General features: G+C 58.8%; 14 protein-coding genes. 7 read left to right on the top strand and 7 right to left on the bottom strand.

The annotated features are described in order from the left end of the window. Window positions 1-72: 72 nt before the first annotated feature. Complete coding sequence (locus EJA71_RS12285; protein ID WP_158957145.1) at window positions 73-1,563, bottom strand: aldehyde dehydrogenase family protein; 1,491 nt, start codon at window positions 1,561-1,563, stop codon at window positions 73-75. Between the two features lie 163 nt (window positions 1,564-1,726). Between EJA71_RS12285 and EJA71_RS12280 the strand changes: the two genes are divergently transcribed. After that, window positions 1,727-2,626 (top strand): LysR family transcriptional regulator, encoded by a 900-nt coding sequence (locus EJA71_RS12280; protein WP_158957143.1) that lies wholly within the window; start codon window positions 1,727-1,729, stop codon window positions 2,624-2,626. A gap of 85 nt (window positions 2,627-2,711) precedes the next feature. Here the strand turns inward: EJA71_RS12280 and EJA71_RS12275 are convergent, their stop codons facing one another. Further along, a complete protein-coding gene (locus EJA71_RS12275) occupies window positions 2,712-3,521 on the bottom strand; it encodes a helix-turn-helix transcriptional regulator (protein ID WP_158957141.1) in 810 nt (269 codons plus the stop codon). A 173-nt stretch (window positions 3,522-3,694) separates the two neighbouring features. Here EJA71_RS12275 and EJA71_RS12270 point away from each other — a divergent pair, with 173 nt between their 5' ends. From EJA71_RS12270 to nadE, 4 genes are all read left to right on the top strand, one after another. Then, the gene (locus EJA71_RS12270) at window positions 3,695-5,161 is read left to right on the top strand and encodes a sodium:alanine symporter family protein (protein ID WP_158957139.1); all 1,467 of its coding nucleotides are present in this window, start codon (window positions 3,695-3,697) and stop codon (window positions 5,159-5,161) included. A gap of 386 nt (window positions 5,162-5,547) precedes the next feature. Continuing rightward, on the top strand, window positions 5,548-5,802 hold the full coding sequence (locus EJA71_RS12265) for a hypothetical protein (protein ID WP_158957137.1): 255 nt from the start codon (window positions 5,548-5,550) through the stop codon (window positions 5,800-5,802). Between the two features lie 50 nt (window positions 5,803-5,852). Continuing rightward, window positions 5,853-7,076, top strand: coding sequence for a nicotinate phosphoribosyltransferase (pncB, locus tag EJA71_RS12260; RefSeq protein ID WP_158957135.1), 1,224 nt, complete (start codon window positions 5,853-5,855; stop codon window positions 7,074-7,076). A gap of 4 nt (window positions 7,077-7,080) precedes the next feature. Further along, a complete protein-coding gene (nadE, locus tag EJA71_RS12255) occupies window positions 7,081-7,908 on the top strand; it encodes an ammonia-dependent NAD(+) synthetase (protein WP_158957133.1) in 828 nt (275 codons plus the stop codon). A 200-nt stretch (window positions 7,909-8,108) separates the two neighbouring features. Here the strand turns inward: nadE and azu are convergent, their stop codons facing one another. After that, window positions 8,109-8,552 (bottom strand): azurin, encoded by a 444-nt coding sequence (gene azu, locus EJA71_RS12250; protein ID WP_008078296.1) that lies wholly within the window; start codon window positions 8,550-8,552, stop codon window positions 8,109-8,111. Between the two features lie 340 nt (window positions 8,553-8,892). On the opposite strand from azu, the gene EJA71_RS12245 reads away from it, so the two are divergent. Then, window positions 8,893-9,480, top strand: coding sequence for a TIGR00730 family Rossman fold protein (locus tag EJA71_RS12245; RefSeq protein WP_158957131.1), 588 nt, complete (start codon window positions 8,893-8,895; stop codon window positions 9,478-9,480). Between the two features lie 67 nt (window positions 9,481-9,547). Then, a complete protein-coding gene (locus EJA71_RS12240; RefSeq protein WP_158957129.1) occupies window positions 9,548-9,745 on the top strand; it encodes a hypothetical protein in 198 nt (65 codons plus the stop codon). A 208-nt stretch (window positions 9,746-9,953) separates the two neighbouring features. On the opposite strand, the gene EJA71_RS12235 is transcribed toward EJA71_RS12240, so the two are convergent. From EJA71_RS12235 to EJA71_RS12220, 4 genes are all read right to left on the bottom strand, one after another. After that, window positions 9,954-10,847 carry a transglutaminase family protein gene (locus EJA71_RS12235; protein WP_158957127.1) on the bottom strand — a complete coding sequence of 298 codons (894 nt, stop codon included), beginning with the start codon at window positions 10,845-10,847 and terminating at the stop codon, window positions 9,954-9,956. Further along, window positions 10,847-13,333 (bottom strand): circularly permuted type 2 ATP-grasp protein, encoded by a 2,487-nt coding sequence (locus tag EJA71_RS12230; RefSeq protein WP_158957125.1) that lies wholly within the window; start codon window positions 13,331-13,333, stop codon window positions 10,847-10,849. Before EJA71_RS12230 ends, EJA71_RS12235 begins: the two co-directional genes overlap by 1 nt. 89 nt (window positions 13,334-13,422) lie before the next feature. Next, window positions 13,423-16,698 (bottom strand): DUF2126 domain-containing protein, encoded by a 3,276-nt coding sequence (locus EJA71_RS12225; protein ID WP_158957123.1) that lies wholly within the window; start codon window positions 16,696-16,698, stop codon window positions 13,423-13,425. A 363-nt stretch (window positions 16,699-17,061) separates the two neighbouring features. After that, entirely contained in the window at window positions 17,062-19,374 is a 2,313-nt protein-coding gene (locus EJA71_RS12220) for a YgiQ family radical SAM protein (protein WP_158957121.1), read from the bottom strand. Window positions 19,375-19,558: the final 184 nt, after the last annotated feature.

Below are 19,558 nucleotides of genomic sequence, written 5' to 3'. Positions count from 1 at the left end.
ACAAAACCGCAGCCTGGCGCCACCTATGTAGGAGCTGCCGAAGGCTGCGATCTTTTCAGCTTCCCTCCATCCTCAGTCGAATGTAATGCCCTGCGCCAGCGGCAACTCCAGCGAATAGTTCACGGTGTTGGTCTGACGACGCATGTAGCCGCGCCACGCATCCGAACCCGATTCACGGCCACCGCCCGTTTCCTTCTCGCCACCAAACGCACCACCAATCTCGGCACCGCTCGGACCAATGTTGACGTTGGCGATGCCGCAGTCACTGCCGACCGCCGACATGAACTGCTCAGCCTCGCGCACGTCAGTGGTGAAGATGCACGACGACAGGCCTTGCGGCACCGCATTGTTCAGGCGCAGCGCTTCCTGGAAGTCGTTATAGCCAACCACATAGAGAATCGGCGCGAAGGTTTCGCTGCAGACCACGTCACTCTGCTCCGGCATTTCAACGATGGCCGGCGACACGTAATAGGCATTGGGGAACTGATCTTCCAGTTGGCGCTTGCCACCAAACACTCGACCGCCCTCGCTCAACGCCTGTTCCAGGGCGTCCTGCATGTTTTCGAAGCTGTGCTTGTCGATCAGCGGGCCGACCAGATTGCCTTCCAGCGGGTTGCCGATACGCACTTTCGAGTACGCCGCTTTCAGGCGGGTGACGATTTCTTCTTTGACCGATTCATGAGCGATCAGGCGACGTAACGTGGTGCAGCGCTGGCCGGCGGTGCCGACGGCGCTGAACAGAATCGCGCGTACTGCCATGTCGAGATCGGCGCTTGGGCCGAGAATCATCGCGTTGTTGCCGCCCAGTTCCAGAATACTGCGAGCGAAACGTGCGGCGACTTTCGGCGCCACTTCACGGCCCATGCGCGTGCTGCCGGTGGCGCTGATCAGCGCGACACGCGGGTCATCGACCAGTGCTTCGCCGGCATCGCGGCCACCGATGATCACTTGGCAAAGATTCGCCGGCGCATCGGTAAAATTCTTCACCACACGATCAAACAGCGCCTGACAGGCCAGTGCGGTCAGCGGAGTTTTCTCCGAAGGTTTCCACACCACCGGGTTGCCGCAGACCAGCGCCAGCGTGGTGTTCCACGCCCACACTGCGACCGGGAAGTTGAACGCACTGATGACGCCAACCACGCCCAGCGGATGCCAGGTTTCACGCATGTGGTGGCCCGGACGCTCGGAGGCGATGGTCAAACCGTACAACTGACGAGACAGGCCGACGGCGAAATCGCAGATGTCGATCATTTCCTGCACTTCACCCAGACCTTCCTGAGTAATCTTGCCGGCTTCCCAGGAAACCAGTTCGCCGAGATCGTTTTTGTACTCGCGCAGCACTTCGCCAAACTGGCGCACCAGCTCGCCGCGACGCGGGGCCGGGACTTTGCGCCACTGCTCGAACGCATGATCTGCGCGACTGATGTGCTGCTCGACTTCGGCCGGGCCCTCCCAATTGACGGCGGCAATGCGGCCGCCATCGATTGGCGAATGCACCGGCACTTTGCCGTTCTGATAAAGGTCCGGGTTCACACCAAGACGATCAAGCAATGCGGCAACCATGGGTCACTCCTCAAGCAAAAAACTGAATGTGTGCGGACGCTTTTTCGCGACCGGGCAGGCCTTTAGTTGTAGCGTCACAATGGCGAGTCAACAAACGACCTTTACGCGAGATATCATTCCGTTTATTCATGCTGCGCACAGAAAGACAAGAAAAGGATCGGCCATGCTGAACAAACGCCACTTGCCCTCGATCACCGCGTTGCAGTGCTTCGAGGCCGTGACCCGGCACCTGAGTTTCACCCGCGCCGCCGAGGAACTGAATCTGACCCAGAGCGCCGTCAGCAAGCAGGTCGCGCAGCTGGAAGAATTGTTGCAGCACTTGTTGTTCCGCCGAGTGCGCCGGCGCCTGCAGATGACCCCGGCTGGGGATTTGTACCTGGTTGAAGTACGAAAAATCCTCACGCAGGTGGAAATGTCGACCCACTACCTGCGCTCCTACGGCGGCGAGACCGAAGTCCTACGCGTTTCTACACCATCGACCTTCGGCGCCCGTTGGCTGGTGCCACGCCTGAAGGGCTGGCGCCTGCGTCATCCATCGATTCATCTGGATTTGTGCAACGAACAGGAAGCGGATGATCTGCTGCAAGGGCGCAGTGATCTGGCGTTCTATTTCGGCCAGGGTTCGCGGCCCGGTACTGAATGCCTGAAGTTGTTCGGTGAAGAACTGGTGCCGGTGTGCGCGCCGAGCAGTCTGCCGGAGAAACCGTTCACTGATCCGACGCAACTCAGCGATCTGGTCCTGCTGCAAAATGCCTCACGCCCGCAGGCGTGGCACGACTGGTTCGACAGTCAGGGCTACCAGACCGAACACAGCTACCACGGGCCACGTTTCGAAACCTTTTATATGTGCATTCGCGCCGCGCAGGTCGGCTGTGGTGTCGCACTGTTGCCACGGTTTCTGGTGGAAGAGGAATTGGCCGACGGCAAACTGGTCATTCCCTGGCAGCATGCAATGCCGAGCAGCGACGCCTATTACCTGGCGTACCCGGAGCATGCGGCGGAAGTGCCGAAGGTGCGCGATTTTGTGAAGTGGATGCTGGAACAGATCGATAGTCCCCTGTAGGAGCTGCCGAAGGCTGCGATCTTTTGACCTTCAAAACCAACATCGAAAGATCGCAGCCTGCGGCAGTTCCTACTGGCGGATTATGTCAGGCAATAACAAACAGCCCCTCAACAACCTGAGTCTGAGCCAGTCGTGCGCGCAGGTCGTCATCGATAGCGCAATCATCGGGCTGGTACAAACGGACGCGTCGATAGGCATCGACCCGATCGATTTCTTGCCCCAAATATTCCCAGACAACCCTCGAACATGCGGGAGCACGATGATCCGCAGCAGAGACCCCCATCTTCAAACCATTGAGGCGGGTAATGCAGCTTTTAAAACTGGGGATGAGAATGGTTTGGCTGATTTCGTTGGAGGTAAGCGATTCATAATCGATGAAAAACAAGCGGTCACGAAGGTAATAAGCAATACCCAGATATTGATACCGTTCAAAAACATCCTCCGCGCCGGTTATCTGTAAGCGCTCGTTTCGCTCATACACGACGTCATCGCCCTCCCCCCGCACATGCACAAGCGAGCACAGGATCGAGCCGGGCTCAGTCATTGCGTGGTAATACTCGTAGTAATAGCCGAGATGTGCTTTCAGTTCCGGTGAAGACTTTTCACGCAAGTGCTCATGCATTAGCTGCGGCGCTGCTGCTTTCCCAAGGAGCTGACTCTTATTGCTCTTGACCCCAATCAAAGCAATGAATTGCTCCGGCGGCAGCCCAACCTCAGATTCATCCACACCAAAAAAATCGCAGATTCGCTTGAGATTAAAATGTGTAGGAATACTTTTCCCACATAGATACTTATTGAATTGCCCGCGATTAATATGAATCTTCCTACAAACCTCTGCGACAGATCTGTAGTGACTACACAGCAACCTTAAGTTAGCCGGAAGAAACTCACACATATGACGATCCAATAATAATAAGAAGACGCAACCATAGCACCAACTCGCATCACATTTAAGCAACTTGCGAAATTGCATCAACTGAAATATGGCCGGATATTACGGTTCCTGAAAGGCTTCAGGGCTGACGATGCCATTAACTCGCCAGCACCCAAAATAGCAAGGAGCTATGAATGTTAGACGTCATCAATGAATTTCTGACGGGCAAGGTATTAATACCTTTAGTTCTTGGTCTTGGAGGCTATTTCACTTTCCGATCAAAATTTGTTCAGTTCAGATTCTTCGTCCATATGTTCGACGTATTACACAGCAGTTGGCGTGGAGGCAGCCGTCAAGTGAGTTCATTTCAGGCGCTGACACTCAGTCTTGCGGGACGCGTAGGTACCGGCAATATCGTCGGGGTAGGCATTGCAGTCAGCATAGGCGGGCCCGGTGCAGTGTTCTGGATGTGGATGACCGCTCTTATGGGCATGTCGAGTAGCTTTTTCGAATGTACGCTGGGTCAACTCTACAAGCGCAGTGACGGCAATGGCCTCTTTCGCGGGGGGCCGTCCTGGTACATCCAGCATGGACTGGACAAGCGCTGGCTCGGGATGCTCGCAGCGGTACTTTTACTGTTGACCTTCGGGTTTGCAATCAATGGCCTCGAGTCCCATGCAGTATCTCACTCACTCAAAGATGCTTTTGGTCTGCCGACCATGTGGTCGGGGCTTGCACTTTCTTTGCTGCTGGGAGTCGTCTTCGTCGGCGGAATAAAGCGGATCGCAGCAGTAGCCGACCTTTTGGTGCCTCTCAAGGTTCTCGCCTACATCGGCGTAACGGCTTATGTGATTGTTCTGCAGATCGACCACGTTCCTGCCACGCTGATGACCATTATCAAAAGCGCATTCGGTCTGGATCAGGCGTTTGGCGGACTGATTGGCAGTGCGATCATTATGGGCGTCAGACGCGGCGTATTTTCCAACGAGGCCGGACTGGGGAGCGCTCCCAACGTAGCGTCAGTAGCGACGATCAACCATCCCGTAACCCAAGGTGCCGTACAAGCATTGAGTGTTTTCATCGATACATTTGTGATCTGTACATCGACGGCACTCATGATTTTGCTATCAGGTTTCTACACCCCTGGATTTGAAGGTGACGGAATAGCTCTGGCACAAAACTCACTCGCTGCCGTTGTAGGCGAGTGGGGACGCATGTTTATAAGCGTAATGCTCGCGTTATTCGTTTTCACCGCGATGCTTTACAACTATTACCTGGGGGAAAACAGTTTACGGTTCATGTTCGGCGAACCTCGAAAGATACTGATCTTCTATCGTGTACTGGTGTTGCTCCTGGTGTTCTGGGGTTCCATCGAAGATCTGTCCACTGTTCTGGCTTTTGCAGACATCACCATGACGCTACTGGCACTGGTCAACCTCACAGCGATGGCCCTGCTGTTCAAAGTATGCCTGCGTATCCTGCGTGATTATGACGAACAACGGCGCGCCGGGATCAAGACACCGGTTTTCGATTCAAAGTTGTTTCTCGATCTGGACATTGATCCTGCGGCGTGGCCACCTCTGACTGACCGCTCAGCCGCAGTGAGCCATAGCGAACTGGCGTCCGCCTCCGGACTCAGCAAACGCCCAACTCAAGCTTAGAGCCCGTTAAAGCGGAGTCATTAATTCAAACAATGACTCTGCACAAACAAACTTACGTCTCCCAACTCAAAGAAAATCATTCTTCGAACTGTCACACCCAAAACAATCTGAAGGACTTGACCCAATGAATCGTTTTTATCCTCTGAAGGCAAACGCAACCAATATCCCCACTTTCTTTATAGACTCACACGCCGCACCCGATCAGCTATTTGAAGACGCGTGCTACAGGATCCGTGCTGCTGCCAGTCTCTTGGAGACTTTTACTTCAGTCACTATCAAAGGTACAAATGACTCTGACTTTTATCGACTAATACTTCCTGCGTATTTATTACTTCAGGACGGCGTTGACACACTGGAGCAAATCTCCTTCAAAGGAAGTGTCATCCATGTCTAAAATCGCAACCCACGAAATGATCAGGTCGGCCATGATTACAGCGATTGAAACTAATCTGATACCAAGACACACACTACTGTCCGATTATTTAAAAAGCTGGGAGTGTCTTGAACAAGTGCTTCTTGCCGCACTTGAAGTACAACCGAGAATGAACATTTTTTGCGGCCTGAGATGTATGGCATCAGAAGATCTTTCACCGGAAAGCAAAAAAGCGCTGGCAATCCCCACCGCTGATATGCGCCACTAGTGTCATTGATTGAGACCGCGCCACGGCGCGGCGCACCTGGAGACCCCGTTATGAGCGAGAGTGTGTTTGCCGATCGCATCGTGCAGAACCTGCTCGACACCGACTTCTACAAACTGACGATGATGCAGGCGGTGCTGCACAATTACCCCAACGTTGAAGTCGAATGGGAGTTTCGTTGCCGTAACAGCGAGGATTTACGCCCGTACCTGGCTGAGATTCGCTACCAGATCGAGCGTCTGGCGGAACTGAGTCTGAGCGCCGATCAGTTGAGTTTCCTTGAGCGCATCAGCTTCCTAAAACCGGATTTCCTGCGTTTCCTCGGCCTGTTCCGCTTCAACCTGCGCTACGTACACACCGGCATCGAGAACGGCGAGCTGTTCATCCGCCTGCGCGGGCCATGGCTGCATGTGATCCTCTACGAAGTGCCGCTGCTGGCGATCGTCAGCGAAGTGCGCAATCGTTATCGCTACCGCGAAACCGTGCTCGAACAGGCGCGGGAACAGCTTTACCGCAAGTTCGACTGGCTGACCGCCAACGCCTCAGCTGACGAATTGTCGCAACTGCAAGTAGCCGATTTCGGTACGCGACGCCGGTTTTCCTACCGCGTGCAGGAAGAAGTGGTGAACGTGCTCAAGCACGATTTCCCCGGGCGTTTCGTCGGCACCAGCAACGTGCATCTGTCCCGTGAACTCGATATGAAACCGCTGGGCACCATGGCCCACGAGTGGATCATGGCCCATCAACAACTCGGCCCACGGTTGATCGACAGCCAGATCGCTGCGCTCGATTGCTGGGTCCGCGAGTACCGCGGCTTGTTGGGGATTGCCCTGACTGACTGCATCACCACCGACGCTTTCCTCGGCGATTTCGATCTGTTCTTCGCCAAGCTGTTCGACGGTCTGCGCCACGACTCCGGCGATCCGGTGGTCTGGGGCGAAAAGTGCATCGCGCACTATCACAAGCTCGGCATCGACCCGATGAGCAAGACGCTGGTGTTCTCCGACAGCCTGACCCTGCCCAAATCGCTGGAGATCTTCCGCGCGCTGCACGGTCGGATCAACGTCAGCTTCGGCATCGGCACCAACCTCACCTGTGACATTCCGGGTGTCGAACCGATGAGCATCGTGCTTAAAATGACCGCCTGCAACGGCCAACCGGTGGCGAAGATCTCCGACGAGCCAGGCAAGTCACACTGCAAAGACCCGAATTTCGTCGCCTACTTGCGACATGTTTTCCAGGTTCCTGCCGATTCCAGTCTATCTAGCAAGGAGTGAATTCATGCAAGCCGTACAGCGTGAGATTGCTGAACAGCTCAAGGTGCAACCGCCGTTCGCCGACCACCAGGCCCTGCAGGCCGAAGTCGCCCGGCGCATTACCTTTATTCAGGATTGCCTGGTCAATTCCGGGCTCAAGACGCTGGTGCTGGGTATCAGCGGTGGCGTCGATTCGCTGACCGCTGGCCTTCTGGCCCAACGGGCGATGCGTGAGCTGCGCGACCAGACCGGCGACAACAGCTACAAATTCATCGCCGTGCGTCTGCCGTACGAAACCCAGTTCGACGAGCACGACGCCCAGGCCTCGGTGGACTTCATCGCCCCGGACGAACGCCATACCGTCAACATCGGCCCGGCAGTGAAGTCGCTGGCCAGTGAAGTCGCCGCGTTCGAAGGCAAGCACGCGGTCTCGGTGGATTTCGTCCTCGGCAATACCAAGGCGCGGATGCGCATGGTCGCCCAGTACACCATCGCCGGCGCCGCGCAGGGTCTGGTGATCGGCACGGATCACGCGGCGGAAGCGGTGATGGGCTTCTTCACCAAGTTTGGCGACGGCGCCTGCGATCTGGCACCGCTCAGCGGTCTGGTGAAAAACCAGGTTCGCGCGATTGCTCGCAGCTTTGGTGCGCCGGAATCGTTGGTCGAGAAGGTGCCGACGGCGGATCTGGAAGACCTGTCGCCGGGCAAACCGGACGAGGCATCCCACGGCGTGACCTATGCCGAGATTGATGCGTTCCTGCACGGTGAGCCGGTGCGTCAGGAAGCGTTCGACATCATCGTCGCGACCTACAACAAGACCCATCACAAACGCGTGATGCCGTTTGCGCCGTAGTCGGTGACTGAATGAAAAAGCCCGCTGAGGAGTGCTCCTCAGCGGGCTTTTCTTTGGCCCACATATCAGTTGATGCTGATGGCCCCTTCGCGAGCAAGCTCGCTCCCACAGGTTTCTGTGTTGTTCACAAAATGTGTGACCGACATAGCATCCTGTGGGAGCGAGCTTGCTCGCGAAGAACGATGACCCGATTGGCCTGATTACTTGACGGTAATCGTGCCTTTCATCATCGAGATGTGGCCTGGGAACGAGCAGAAGAAGCCGTAGCCGCCGTCTGCAATCTTCGCCACGTCAAAGGTCAGCGAGTCCGTTTCCTTGGCGCCGATGATCTTGGTGTGGGCGATGATGCGCGCGTCACCTTCCGGCAGGTAGTTCTTGTCGATACCGGCGGCCAGGCCAGCGGTGGCGATTGGCTGCATGTCAGCTTCTTTGCTGATCACCAGGTTATGGCCCATGACGTTCTTCGGCAGGCTGCCGGAGTGGGTCAGTTCGACGGTGAAGGTTTTGCAGCTCTTGTCGATCACGATTTCCTTGGTGTTGAAGGACATCTGATCGGTGGAGTCAACGGTGGTTTTGCACTCGGCAGCCATCAATTGGCTGCTGGCCAGCGCCAGCAGGGATACTGCAACAACTTTGGAAAACATGGTGAATCTCCAAGGCAGGGTTAACAAACACACGAATGATGGAAAGACTGCCTGAAATTTTCGCAAGTTCCTATGACTTGAGTCAAAAATTGTATACAACTTTCAGGCTATGACCCTTATCGACACAATCTAACGGCCAGAATTCCCGCCCGGCCCTATGATCGGCCCACCTACTGAAACGGAGTGCCTGTCATGTTCTTTAACGGTCTGTTGTGCAGTTTGCTCGCCGCCTACGCCTGTGGCGCCAGCGGTACCTTTGAATCGCCAGAGCGAGAAGTTTAGCCCTTGGATCGCAGCGTGCGAGCCATTACCCTGTGTCGGATCGACCCAGGAGAAAGGCATGTCTCTGAAATCCGTTTGTGTATTTTGCGGTGCCAACGCCGGCACTGACCCGGCTTACACCGAAGCCGCCATCGCCCTTGGCCAGGCGCTCGCTGAACGTAATCTGACGCTGGTGTACGGCGGGGGCGCCGTGGGTTTGATGGGAATCGTCGCTGACGCCGCGCTGGCCGCCGGCGGCGAAGTGATCGGCATCATCCCGCAAAGCCTGATGGACAAGGAAATCGGCCACAAAAGCCTGACGCGCCTGGAGGTGGTCGATGGCATGCATGCGCGCAAGGCGCGGATGGCGGAACTCAGCGATGCATTTATCGCCCTGCCCGGCGGCCTCGGCACGTTGGAGGAATTGTTCGAAGTCTGGACCTGGGGGCAGCTCGGATACCACGGCAAGCCGCTGGGTCTGCTGGAAGTGAACGGTTTCTACAGCAAACTCACTGCATTTCTTGACCACATCGTCGGCGAAGGCTTCGTTCGCGAGCCACACCGTGACATGCTGCAAGTGAGCGAATCGCCACAAACGCTGCTCGATGCCCTGGATAACTGGAAGCCGACCGTGACGCCAAAATGGGTCGACCAAAAACCCGGCTAACCGCAAGGCACCGATACAGGGCAGAATACGCGCCGCTCAACCTCACCTTCGACCAAGAGGAACGCCCATGGCCAAACCCAATTACTCCTTCGCCAAACGTCAACGAGACCTGGCAAAGGAACAGAAGAAAGAGGAAAAGCTTCAGCGCAAGAAACAAACCGCTGAAGAAGCAGCACTGAACCCTGAGGGTGAAGTGGCAACGGAAGATGATGTTGATGCAACCGCTGCAACTGAAGCACCGAAAGATCAGGCGCCCGACGCCTGAGCCCCACCGGGTTTGATGATCGGATCAGACCCTGCGGATTTGTGACAGGGCTGGCGGTTTCACCGCCGGCCCTCACTGCCCTTCCCATCAGAATTCGGCACAAATCCCTGTGGGAGCGGGCTTGCCCGCGATGACTGCGGCACAGTCAACAAAGTCGTCACAGATACTCCGCCATCGCGGGCAAGCCCGCTCCCACAGGTTTCTTTTATCACTCATTGATTGGCATCACGGTAACCCGCACTTCCGGGTCGTGGTTGCCGCCGCCGAGAATCACTCCGCGTAATGGCGAAACGTCAGAGAAGTCCCTACCCCACGCCAAGGTGATGTGCTCCAGCGCCGGCTGCACATTGTTGGTCGGATCAAAATCCACCCAGCCCAGCACCGGGCAAAACACTGACACCCAAGCATGAGATGCATCGGCACCGATCAAACGCGGTTGCCCCGGTGGTGGCTGAGTCAGCAGATAACCACTGACATAACGCGCCGCCAATCCCCGTGAGCGCACGCACGCCAGCATCAAATGGGCGAAGTCCTGACACACCCCGCGCCGCCGCTCCAGCACCTCCACCAGCGGCGTCGCCACTTGGGTCGCTTCGGCATCGAAGGTGAATTCACTGAAAATCTTCTGCATCAAATCCTGCACGCATAGCAGTAGCGGCTGACCCGCTGGAAAACAGCTATCGGAAAACTCGACGAAGCTACGCTTCAAATGCACATAGGGTGACTGGAACCGATAGCGACAGGCTTCCAGCAGATCGGCGGACAGCGGCTGACTGCTGTAGGTGAGAGCATCGCGGGTCAGCTCCCAGGCCGGGGACTGCTTGAAATCCAGCGCCGGGCGCGCGAGTACCTCAATAGTCAGCCGCGCATTGACCTGCAACTCGTCGTGGGGCCGTTCGAACGCCAGTCGGGTCAGCGGATTGCCAAACACGTCCAGTTCATCACGCCGAGCGGTTGGCAGCGGGCTGATCAGCAATTGCTGCTCGGTGCAGCGCTGCCACGTGCACTCGCGGGGCCACAGATGCGCCAGCTGCTGTGCCAGCGACACCGGGCTGTCGTAGTGGTAACAGGTGTCGTGAAGGATCTGGTAATGCGCGCTCATCAGACGGACACCGTACGCTGGCTGACATCATCGACGTGAGCGAAATGGCGCAGGGCCAGTCGATCCGAGACCTGGCCGCTGGCTTCGGCGATTTCCTGGAGCAAATCCGCCAGGCCATTGAGCGCCGCGCGCACGCTGGACTCGCCGAATAGCGGATTCTCCAGACACCCCAGATCAAACTGCGCCAGACGTTCCACCAATCGCGGCAGCGCGGCCTCCCGCGGGACGCCGAAATCATCGTTCAAACGCTTCAACGTGCGGGTCACCAGTTTCAACTGGAACAACACCGCGTGGGGGTTCTGCTCGTCGAGCAGCAACAGGTCGAGCACCGGAATCAATTGCGCCACCGCCAGATAACGTGAGCGGTAGGTGATGCTGCTGTTGCCCAGTTCCAGCAACCATTCCAGGCCGGCCTGATCGAACGCGCCGGAACCACGCAGAAACGCCGCCAGACTGCTGCTGAGAAACTGCAGGCGCTCGATACGCCGGCCAATCATCAGAAAGCGCCAACCTTCGTCGCGGGTCATGTCGTCGAGGGCAAAACCGGACAGCGCCGCCAGCGACATCACCAGGCGATTGAGGAAATCCAGCAACTCGCCGAAATCCGGTTCATCGGTGTCCAACTCCATGGCCTCGCGCTGCAACTCGACCAAGGCCTGCCAGTTTTCCCGCGAAAGCTTGCCGCGCACCTGCGAGGCCGCCCACTGCAGGCGTTGCAGGTTGGAGCGCAGGCTGAACGACCAGTCATCGCCGAGCAGCGCTGCCAGCAGGCGTTCTGGCAAGTCGCCCTCGTCTGGCAACAGCGTCAGCCGCTCGCCGAGGTCGACCGCCGCCTGCAGCGCTTGCGAGTCATCACCATCGACGTAGCGCGCGAGCATGATCCGCAGCAGCCGCGCACTGTCATCGCAGCGTTCGCAGTAACGGCCAAACCAGAACAGGTTTTCCACCACCCGTGAGGGCAGATAAGGATCGCGGCGGACGAGGTCGTGCACACCGACATTGCGTTGGGTTTTCCACTGTTCGCCGCTCGGCGGGCGCTCGCCCAATACCCAGGTGTCCTTGCTCACGCCGCCACGCTGCATCGAGACCACTTCGGCATCGGCCTCGGCGGCCACCCGGGTCAGACCGCCGGGCAATACTCGATAACCGTCAGCACTGGCAACGGCATACATGCGCATGCCGATCGCCCGTGGTTGAAGCTGGCCGTTTTCGGCCTGCCAGATCGGCGCATGGGAGAGTTGTGCCAATTCTTGCGCAACATAGGCATAAGGCCGCGCCTGCATGCGCTCGGCCAGATTCTGACGCTGTTTTTCACTCAGATCACGGCCAAATACGGGTGCGAAGGTTTGCGAGGGAAAGGCCGGTTTGATCAACAGCTCCGGCAGTTTTTCCAGCGCCTGCGCCAATACCGGCGGTTCACCGCACCACCATGTGGCGATGGAGGGCAGGATCAGCTCTTCGCCGAACAGGTATTGATTGATCTTCGGCAAAAAACCCAGCAGCCCCGGCGACTCCAGCACGCCACTGCCCAGCGCATTGGCGACCAGCACCCGTCCTTGACGCACCGCTTCAAGCAGACCGGGCACGCCGAGCGCAGAGTCCGTGCGCAACTCCAGCGGATCGCAGAAATCGTCGTCGAGCCGACGCATGATCGCGTGCACCCGACGCAAGCCACTGAGGGTTTTCAGGTACACCGTGGCATCGCGCACTGTCAGGTCGCCGCCCTCGACCAGCGGATAACCGAGCTGGCGAGCGAGGTAGAGATGTTCGAAATAGCTTTCGTTGAAGCGCCCCGGCGTGAGTAACACCACCAGCGGCGTTTCATCGTCACCCGGCGCCTGACGCGCGAGGGTTTCCTGCAAGGTGCGGAAGAACCCGGCCAGATGCTGCACCTTCAGATCGCGGTATAACTCGGGGAAGGCGCGGGAAACGATAGTGCGGTTTTCCAGCGCATAGCCGGCGCCCGACGGTGCCTGGGTACGATCGGCCGTGACCCACCAGCGACCGTCCGGCGTGCGCGCCAGATCCACCGCATAAAGGTGCAGGAACGCGTCTTCCGGTGGCGCGATGCCCTGACACGGCCAGAGAAAATTGTTGTGACCGAACACCAGTTCTGCCGGAAGCAAACCCTCACTGATCAAGTGCTGCGGGCCGTAAAGATCCGCCAACACGGCATTGAGCAGTCGCGCACGCTGGGCGATCCCGGTCGACAGCTGTTGCCATTCATTCGCCGCGATCACATGTGGCAGCAGATCCAGTTCCCAAGGCCGATCCGCGCCTTTCGGGTCGGCATAAACGTTATACGTGACGCCGTTTTCCTGAATCTGCCGCGCCAGCAACGCCTGCCGCTGCATCAGTTGCGCCGGAGTGCTGCGCTGCAACTGATCGAACAGCCGCTGCCAGTGCGGGCGCACCGCGCCACTGCCGTCGAGCAGTTCGTGGTAAGTGCCCGCCGTCAGCGGGTAGCGGTCTAGCAGGTCAGGCATGGAAAAGCTCGGCAGACAGCAGGGAACGGTCAGACTAACGCAGGCACATGACACGCGGATATACGAAAAATCCGAGTGTCGTGCAGGACTTAGAAACGTCGTAAATCGATTGTCATCGGCAGCTCGTCACTGATTTCCACATTCGGTATGGGAAGTTTCCCCGGCGTGTGTCCGACGCGGAAGAAGCGCGCCATGCGCCGACTCTCGGCTTCGTTGGCATTGACCGGCAGCGTCTCGTAATTGCGTCCGCCCGGATGCGCGACGTGGTACTGACAACCGCCCAGCGAACGGCCCATCCAGGTGTCGAGCAAGTCGAATATCAACGGCGCGTGCACCGCAATCGTCGGCTGCAGACAGTTGGCCGGTTGCCAGGCGCGGTAACGCACGCCGGCAACGAACTCGCCCACGCGCCCGGTCGGATGCAACGGCACTGCGATGCCATTACAGGTCAGCAGATAGCGCTGCGGTGGCAAGCCTTTGAGCTTGACCTGCAAGCGTTCCAGCGACGAATCGACATAGCGCACCGCGCCGCCCGCCGCGCCCTCCTCGCCGAGCACATGCCAGGGCTCCAGCGCCTGACGCAGCTCCAGTTCGATGCCGTTGACCGCGTAATCGCCGACCTTGGGAAAGCGAAATTCCAGATGCGCGGCAAACCATTCCGCCCGCAGTGGATAACCGGCGCTGTTCAGTTCGACGATGACGTCAGCGAAGTCCTGCTCGATAAAGTGCGGCAGCAAGAAGCGATCGTGCAGCTCAGTGCCCCAGCGCGCCAATTTTGCCGGCGCATAGGGTTCACGCCAGAACCGTGCGACCAGCGCCCGCAACAACAACTGCTGGGCCAGACTCATGCGCGCGTGGGGTGGCATTTCAAACGCCCGCAGCTCGAGCAAACCGAGGCGCCCGGTGGCGCCATCCGGCGAATACAGTTTGTCGATGCAGAACTCAGCCCGGTGCGTGTTGCCGGTGACGTCGATCAGCAAGTTGCGCAGCAGTCGATCGACCAGCCACGGCGCGCATTCCTCGCCCGGTTCGGGCATCTGCGCAAAGGCGATTTCCAGTTCGTACAGTGAGTCATTGCGCGCCTCGTCGACACGCGGCGCCTGCGAGGTCGGGCCGATAAACAGACCGGAAAACAGATACGACAGCGACGGATGGTTGTGCCAGTAACTGATCAGGCTGCGCAGCAGATCCGGGCGCCGCAGAAACGGCGAATCTGCCGGTGTCGCGCCGCCAAGCACGAAATGGTTACCGCCGCCGGTGCCGGTGTGGCGGCCGTCGATCATGAATTTTTCAGTGGTCAGGCGCGTCTGCCGCGCTTCTTCATAGAGAAACTCGGTGCGCTCGACCAATTCGTCCCACGTCGCCGAGGGCTGCACGTTGACCTCGATGACACCCGGATCCGGCGTCACGCGGAAGTTGCTCAAGCGCGGATCGCTGGGCGGCTCGTAGCCTTCCAGCAATACCGGGCAATGCAGTTCTTCGGCGGTGGCTTCGATGGCCGCGACCAGTTCCAGATAATCCTCGACCCGCTCCAGCGGCGGCATGAACAGATACAGACGTCCATCGCGGGCTTCGGCACAGAACGCTGTGCGGGTCAGCCAATCGGCGGATTCATCAATTTTTGGTGCACGCTCCTCAGCTGCCGCCGGCTCAGCGTGATGGTTGAGCTGCGCGGCATCCGGCAGCTCGGGAAAATCCTGATTCGGGTCCTGAGGATGAACGAACGGATACTCAGCGGCCTTCACCCACGGCTGTGAACCGAGCGGCAGGCGATAGCCCAGCGGCGAATCCCCCGGTACCAATCGGCAGTGCTCGTCACGCAGATACCAGCGCCCGCTCTGCCATTGATCGCCCTTGGCGGTGCGCGCCAGCGGCAGCACTTGGCCGATCACCTTGTTCAGGCCCTGACTGAAGACCTTGCGCAGGCGTGCGCGCTCCAGCGGCTCCTCCAGACGCGAGTCTTCGGCACTGACGTTGCTCGGCAACGTGCCCTCGCGCCAGAGGTAATAGAAATTGTCCTCGTAGGCCGGGAACACAAAACGCGTAGGCAATTTCAGGCGCTCGGCGACACTCGCCAGAAAACGCCCGGCCAGCTCGCCAGTGGCGCCGTAATCCTGCTGTTCGTCAGCGATCAGCGCATCGTTGTGCCAGATCGGCACGCCGTCGCGGCGCCAGTAACAGTTGAGCGACCAGCGCGGCAATTGCTCACCGGGATACCATTTGCCCTGACCGAAATGCACCAGCCCTTTTGGCGCGTAGTGTTTGCGCAAGCGCTGGAACAGTTCGGCAGAGAGGCGGCGCTTGTCCGCGCCCAGCGCAGCGGTGTTCCACTCAGCGCCATCCGGATCGTCGATGGAGACGAAGGTCGGCTCGCCGCCCATGGTCAGGCGCACGTCATCCGCCAGCAGGTCGGCATCGATCTGCCGACCGAGCGCCTGAATCGCCAGCCATTGTTCATCGGTGTAGGGCTTGGTGACGCGCGGCGCCTCCCAGATCCTTTCCACTGACATTTCGTGGCTGAACACGCATTCGCACGGTTCGACCAAGCCACTGATCGGTGCCGCAGAGGACGGATCGGGACTACAGGCCAACGGGATGTGCCCTTCACCGGCGAACAGCCCGGACGTGGCGTCGAGGCCGATCCAGCCGGCACCAGGCAGATACACCTCGCACCAGGCATGCAGATCGGTGAAATCGACGTCCGTGCCGGACGGGCCGTCGAGGCTCTTCACATCCGCCGTCAGTTGAATCAGATAGCCGGAAACAAATCGCGCCGCCAAACCGAGGTTGCGCAGCAATTGCACCAGCAACCAAGCCGAGTCGCGGCACGAGCCGGAGGCGTGCTCGAGGGTGTGTTCCGGGGTTTGCACGCCCGGTTCCATGCGGATCAGGTAGCCGATGTCTTCGCTCAGGCGTTGATTGAGTGCCACAAGAAAGTCGACAGCAGGCAATGGCGTGCGGTCGATGGCGTCCAGATAGGCTTTGAATTTCGGCGTCAGCGGCAGGGTTTCGAGGTACGGCGCCAGCTCCTTGCGCTCATCGGCCGCGTAAGCGAAGGGGATTTTCTCGGCGTAGGGTTCGAGGAAGAAATCGAACGGATTGAACACGGCCATTTCGGCCAGCAGATCGACTTCGATGCGCAGCTCATCGGTTTTTTCGGGGAACACCAGCCGGGCGAGGTAGTTGCCCTGCGGGTCCTGCTGCCAGTTGATGAAATGCTGCTCGGGCGAGACTTTCAGCGCATACGACAGAATCCGCGTGCGGCTGTGGGCGGCCGGGCGCAGGCGTACGATCTGCGGGCCGAGTTCGACAGCGCGGTCGTAGCGGTAATGCGTGACGTGATGCAATGCGACATGAATCGACACGGCGTGCCTCCTGCGAGCCTAAGCGTATTCGAAAGCGCGCAAGACTTATGCCATGCACAGGCTTGGGCGCTTTCCCGGAATGCTTAGCGCAGTACAGCACCAAAATCGGGCGATGCGAGGAAATGGTTTGGCGAGTTTGCTTCTATTTGTGGCAGACATTGATCGATGGGAATGTCTGAGCGGGCCCCATCGCTGGCAAGCCAGCTCCCACAGGTTCCTCTTTCGCTCACAGAACGGTGGCCACTGAAGACCCCTGTGGGAGCTGGCTTGCCAGCGATGGGGCCAGTGGGCTCGCCGCATTTCCTTAGGCCTGAAACGCAAAACGCCAACCCGAAGGTTGGCGTTCTGTTCAGCTAAAGCAACTTAGCGCGGAACGACCGGCTTGCGGGTCGGCTTCGGCCCTTTGCCCTTCGCAGCGTCCTTGCGCTCTTTCGCCGCCTGCTGGTTGCGGGCAAACGCTGCTGCCTTGGCCTGTTCACGCTTGTCCCACGGATTACCGCCATCACTCGCACGCGGCGGCAAACCGGTGTGCTGGGTGAGGATCTTGGTGGTCTTCTCTTTGCCGTCCTTCGCCACTTTATGGCTGCCGGCCGGCGTCGAGTTCTTGCGACGAGCGCTCTGGTAGCTGTCGGTGGCCGGCTGGTGCGTCGGGATCAACTGATCCTTGCCCGGACCGATCAGGTCACCACGGCCCATGCGGATCAGCGCTTCACGCAGCATCGGCCAGCCTTTCGGGTCGTGATAGCGCAAGAACGCCTTGTGCAGACGACGCTGCTCTTCGCTCTTGACGATGGTCACGCCGTCGCTCTTGTAGGTGACCTTGCGCAGCGGGTTCTTGCCCGAGTGGTACATCGCGGTGGCGGTGGCCATCGGCGACGGGTAGAACGCCTGCACCTGGTCAGCGCGGAAGCCGTTGCCCTTGAGCCACAGGGCCAGGTTCATCATGTCTTCGTCGGTGGTGCCCGGGTGGGCGGCGATGAAGTACGGAATCAGGTACTGCTCTTTGCCCGCTTCCTTGGTGTACTTCTCGAACATGCGCTTGAACTTGTCATAGCTGCCAATGCCCGGCTTCATCATCTGGTTGAGCGGACCTTCCTCGGTGTGTTCCGGGGCGATTTTCAGGTAACCACCGACGTGGTGGGTCACCAGCTCTTTGACGTACTCCGGCGACTCGACCGCGAGGTCGTAACGCAAGCCGGAGGCAATCAGAATTTTCTTCACACCCGGCAGCGCACGGGCGCTGCGGTACAGCTGAATCAGCGACGAGTGGTCGGTGTTCAGGTTCGGGCAGATGCCCGGGAATACGCAGGATGGCTTGCGGCACGCCGATTCGATTTCCGGCGTTTTGCAGGCGATGCGGTACATGTTCGCGGTCGGGCCGCCGAGGTCGGAGATGACGCCGGTAAAACCCGGAACCTTGTCGCGGATCTCTTCGATCTCGCGAATGATCGACTCTTCGGAGCGGTTCTGAATGATCCGGCCTTCGTGCTCGGTGATCGAGCAGAAGGTGCAGCCACCGAAGCAGCCACGCATGATGTTCACCGAGAAACGGATCATGTCGTAGGCCGGGATCTTCTCCTTGCCGTACGCCGGGTGCGGAACACGGGCGTAAGGCATGCCGAACACGTAGTCCATTTCTTCAGTGGTCATCGGAATCGGCGGCGGGTTGAACCAGACGTCGACTTCGCCGTGCTTCTGCACCAGCGCACGGGCGTTGCCCGGGTTGGTTTCCAAGTGCAGCACGCGGTTGGCGTGGGCATACAGAACGGCGTCGCCACGCACCTTTTCTACCGATGGCAAACGAATCACAGTCTTGTCGCGGGTCATGCGCGGGCTGGCCAGGATCTGCACGACCTTGGCTTCCTGCGGATCTTCGACCGGCCCCTTCTCCTGCTCGATGGCGCAGGCCTGGGTGTCTTGGGTGTTCACGTACGGGTTGATGATCTTGTCGACCTTGCCCGGACGGTCGATGCGCGTCGAGTCGACTTCGTACCAGTCTTTCGGCGTGTCACGACGGATGAACGCGGTGCCACGTACGTCGGTGATGTCTTCGATCTTGTGGCCGTAGGACAGACGCTGGGCGACTTCGACGATCGCGCGCTCGGCGTTGCCGTACAGCAGGATGTCGGCGCTGGCGTCGATCAGGATCGAGTTACGCACACGATCCTGCCAGTAGTCATAGTGCGCGATGCGGCGCAGCGAGGCTTCGATGCCGCCGAGGACGATCGGCACATGCTTGTACGCCTCTTTGCAGCGCTGGCTGTAAACCAGGCTCGCGCGGTCCGGACGCTTGCCGGCCATACCGCCCGGCGTGTACGCGTCATCGGAACGAATTTTCTTGTCCGCGGTGTAGCGGTTGATCATCGAGTCCATGTTGCCCGCTGCAACGCCGAAGAACAGGTTCGGCTCGCCGAGCTTCATGAAGTCGTCTTTGGACTGCCAGTTTGGCTGGGCAATGATCCCGACGCGGAAGCCTTGCGACTCCAGCAGCCGGCCAATGATCGCCATGCCGAACGACGGGTGATCGACGTAGGCATCACCGGTAACAATGATGATGTCGCACGAATCCCAGCCGAGCTGATCCATCTCCTCCCTGCTCATCGGCAGGAATGGCGCTGGTCCGAAACATTCGGCCCAATATTTTGGATAGTCAAATAACGGCTTGGCTGCTTGCATGTCGACGACCGGTGTTGAGATGAAAAATCGCGGGCGCGGAATATAGCACAAAATTTGACCAATTCCGACGGCAGTGGTCGGTTTTTAGTGCAACCGCCTCTGCGTTCCCGACACTGTTGGTCAACCGCGCATTCGGCCCGGCTGACCGGCCACTAAAACGCAGCGCCGTCAGCCTTTCATTATG

Source organism: Pseudomonas sp. PB106 (genome assembly GCF_009764645.1).
Lineage (GTDB): Bacteria > Pseudomonadota > Gammaproteobacteria > Pseudomonadales > Pseudomonadaceae > Aquipseudomonas.
The sequence above is the reverse complement of the archived record's forward strand: the minus strand, read 5'-3'. Positions and strand labels throughout refer to the sequence as shown.

Coding starts and splice junctions, on each gene's coding strand:
- EJA71_RS12235 (WP_158957127.1), bottom strand. CDS start 10,847: ATGAGCGCGCATTACCAGATCCTTCACGACACCTGTTACCACTACGAC.
- EJA71_RS12230 (WP_158957125.1), bottom strand. CDS start 13,333: ATGCCTGACCTGCTAGACCGCTACCCGCTGACGGCGGGCACTTACCAC.
- EJA71_RS12240 (WP_158957129.1), top strand. CDS start 9,548: ATGGCCAAACCCAATTACTCCTTCGCCAAACGTCAACGAGACCTGGCA.
- EJA71_RS12245 (WP_158957131.1), top strand. CDS start 8,893: ATGTCTCTGAAATCCGTTTGTGTATTTTGCGGTGCCAACGCCGGCACT.
- EJA71_RS12280 (WP_158957143.1), top strand. CDS start 1,727: ATGCTGAACAAACGCCACTTGCCCTCGATCACCGCGTTGCAGTGCTTC.
- EJA71_RS12270 (WP_158957139.1), top strand. CDS start 3,695: ATGTTAGACGTCATCAATGAATTTCTGACGGGCAAGGTATTAATACCT.
- azu (WP_008078296.1), bottom strand. CDS start 8,552: ATGTTTTCCAAAGTTGTTGCAGTATCCCTGCTGGCGCTGGCCAGCAGC.
- EJA71_RS12220 (WP_158957121.1), bottom strand. CDS start 19,374: ATGCAAGCAGCCAAGCCGTTATTTGACTATCCAAAATATTGGGCCGAA.
- EJA71_RS12285 (WP_158957145.1), bottom strand. CDS start 1,563: ATGGTTGCCGCATTGCTTGATCGTCTTGGTGTGAACCCGGACCTTTAT.
- pncB (WP_158957135.1), top strand. CDS start 5,853: ATGAGCGAGAGTGTGTTTGCCGATCGCATCGTGCAGAACCTGCTCGAC.
- EJA71_RS12275 (WP_158957141.1), bottom strand. CDS start 3,521: ATGTGTGAGTTTCTTCCGGCTAACTTAAGGTTGCTGTGTAGTCACTAC.
- nadE (WP_158957133.1), top strand. CDS start 7,081: ATGCAAGCCGTACAGCGTGAGATTGCTGAACAGCTCAAGGTGCAACCG.
- EJA71_RS12265 (WP_158957137.1), top strand. CDS start 5,548: ATGTCTAAAATCGCAACCCACGAAATGATCAGGTCGGCCATGATTACA.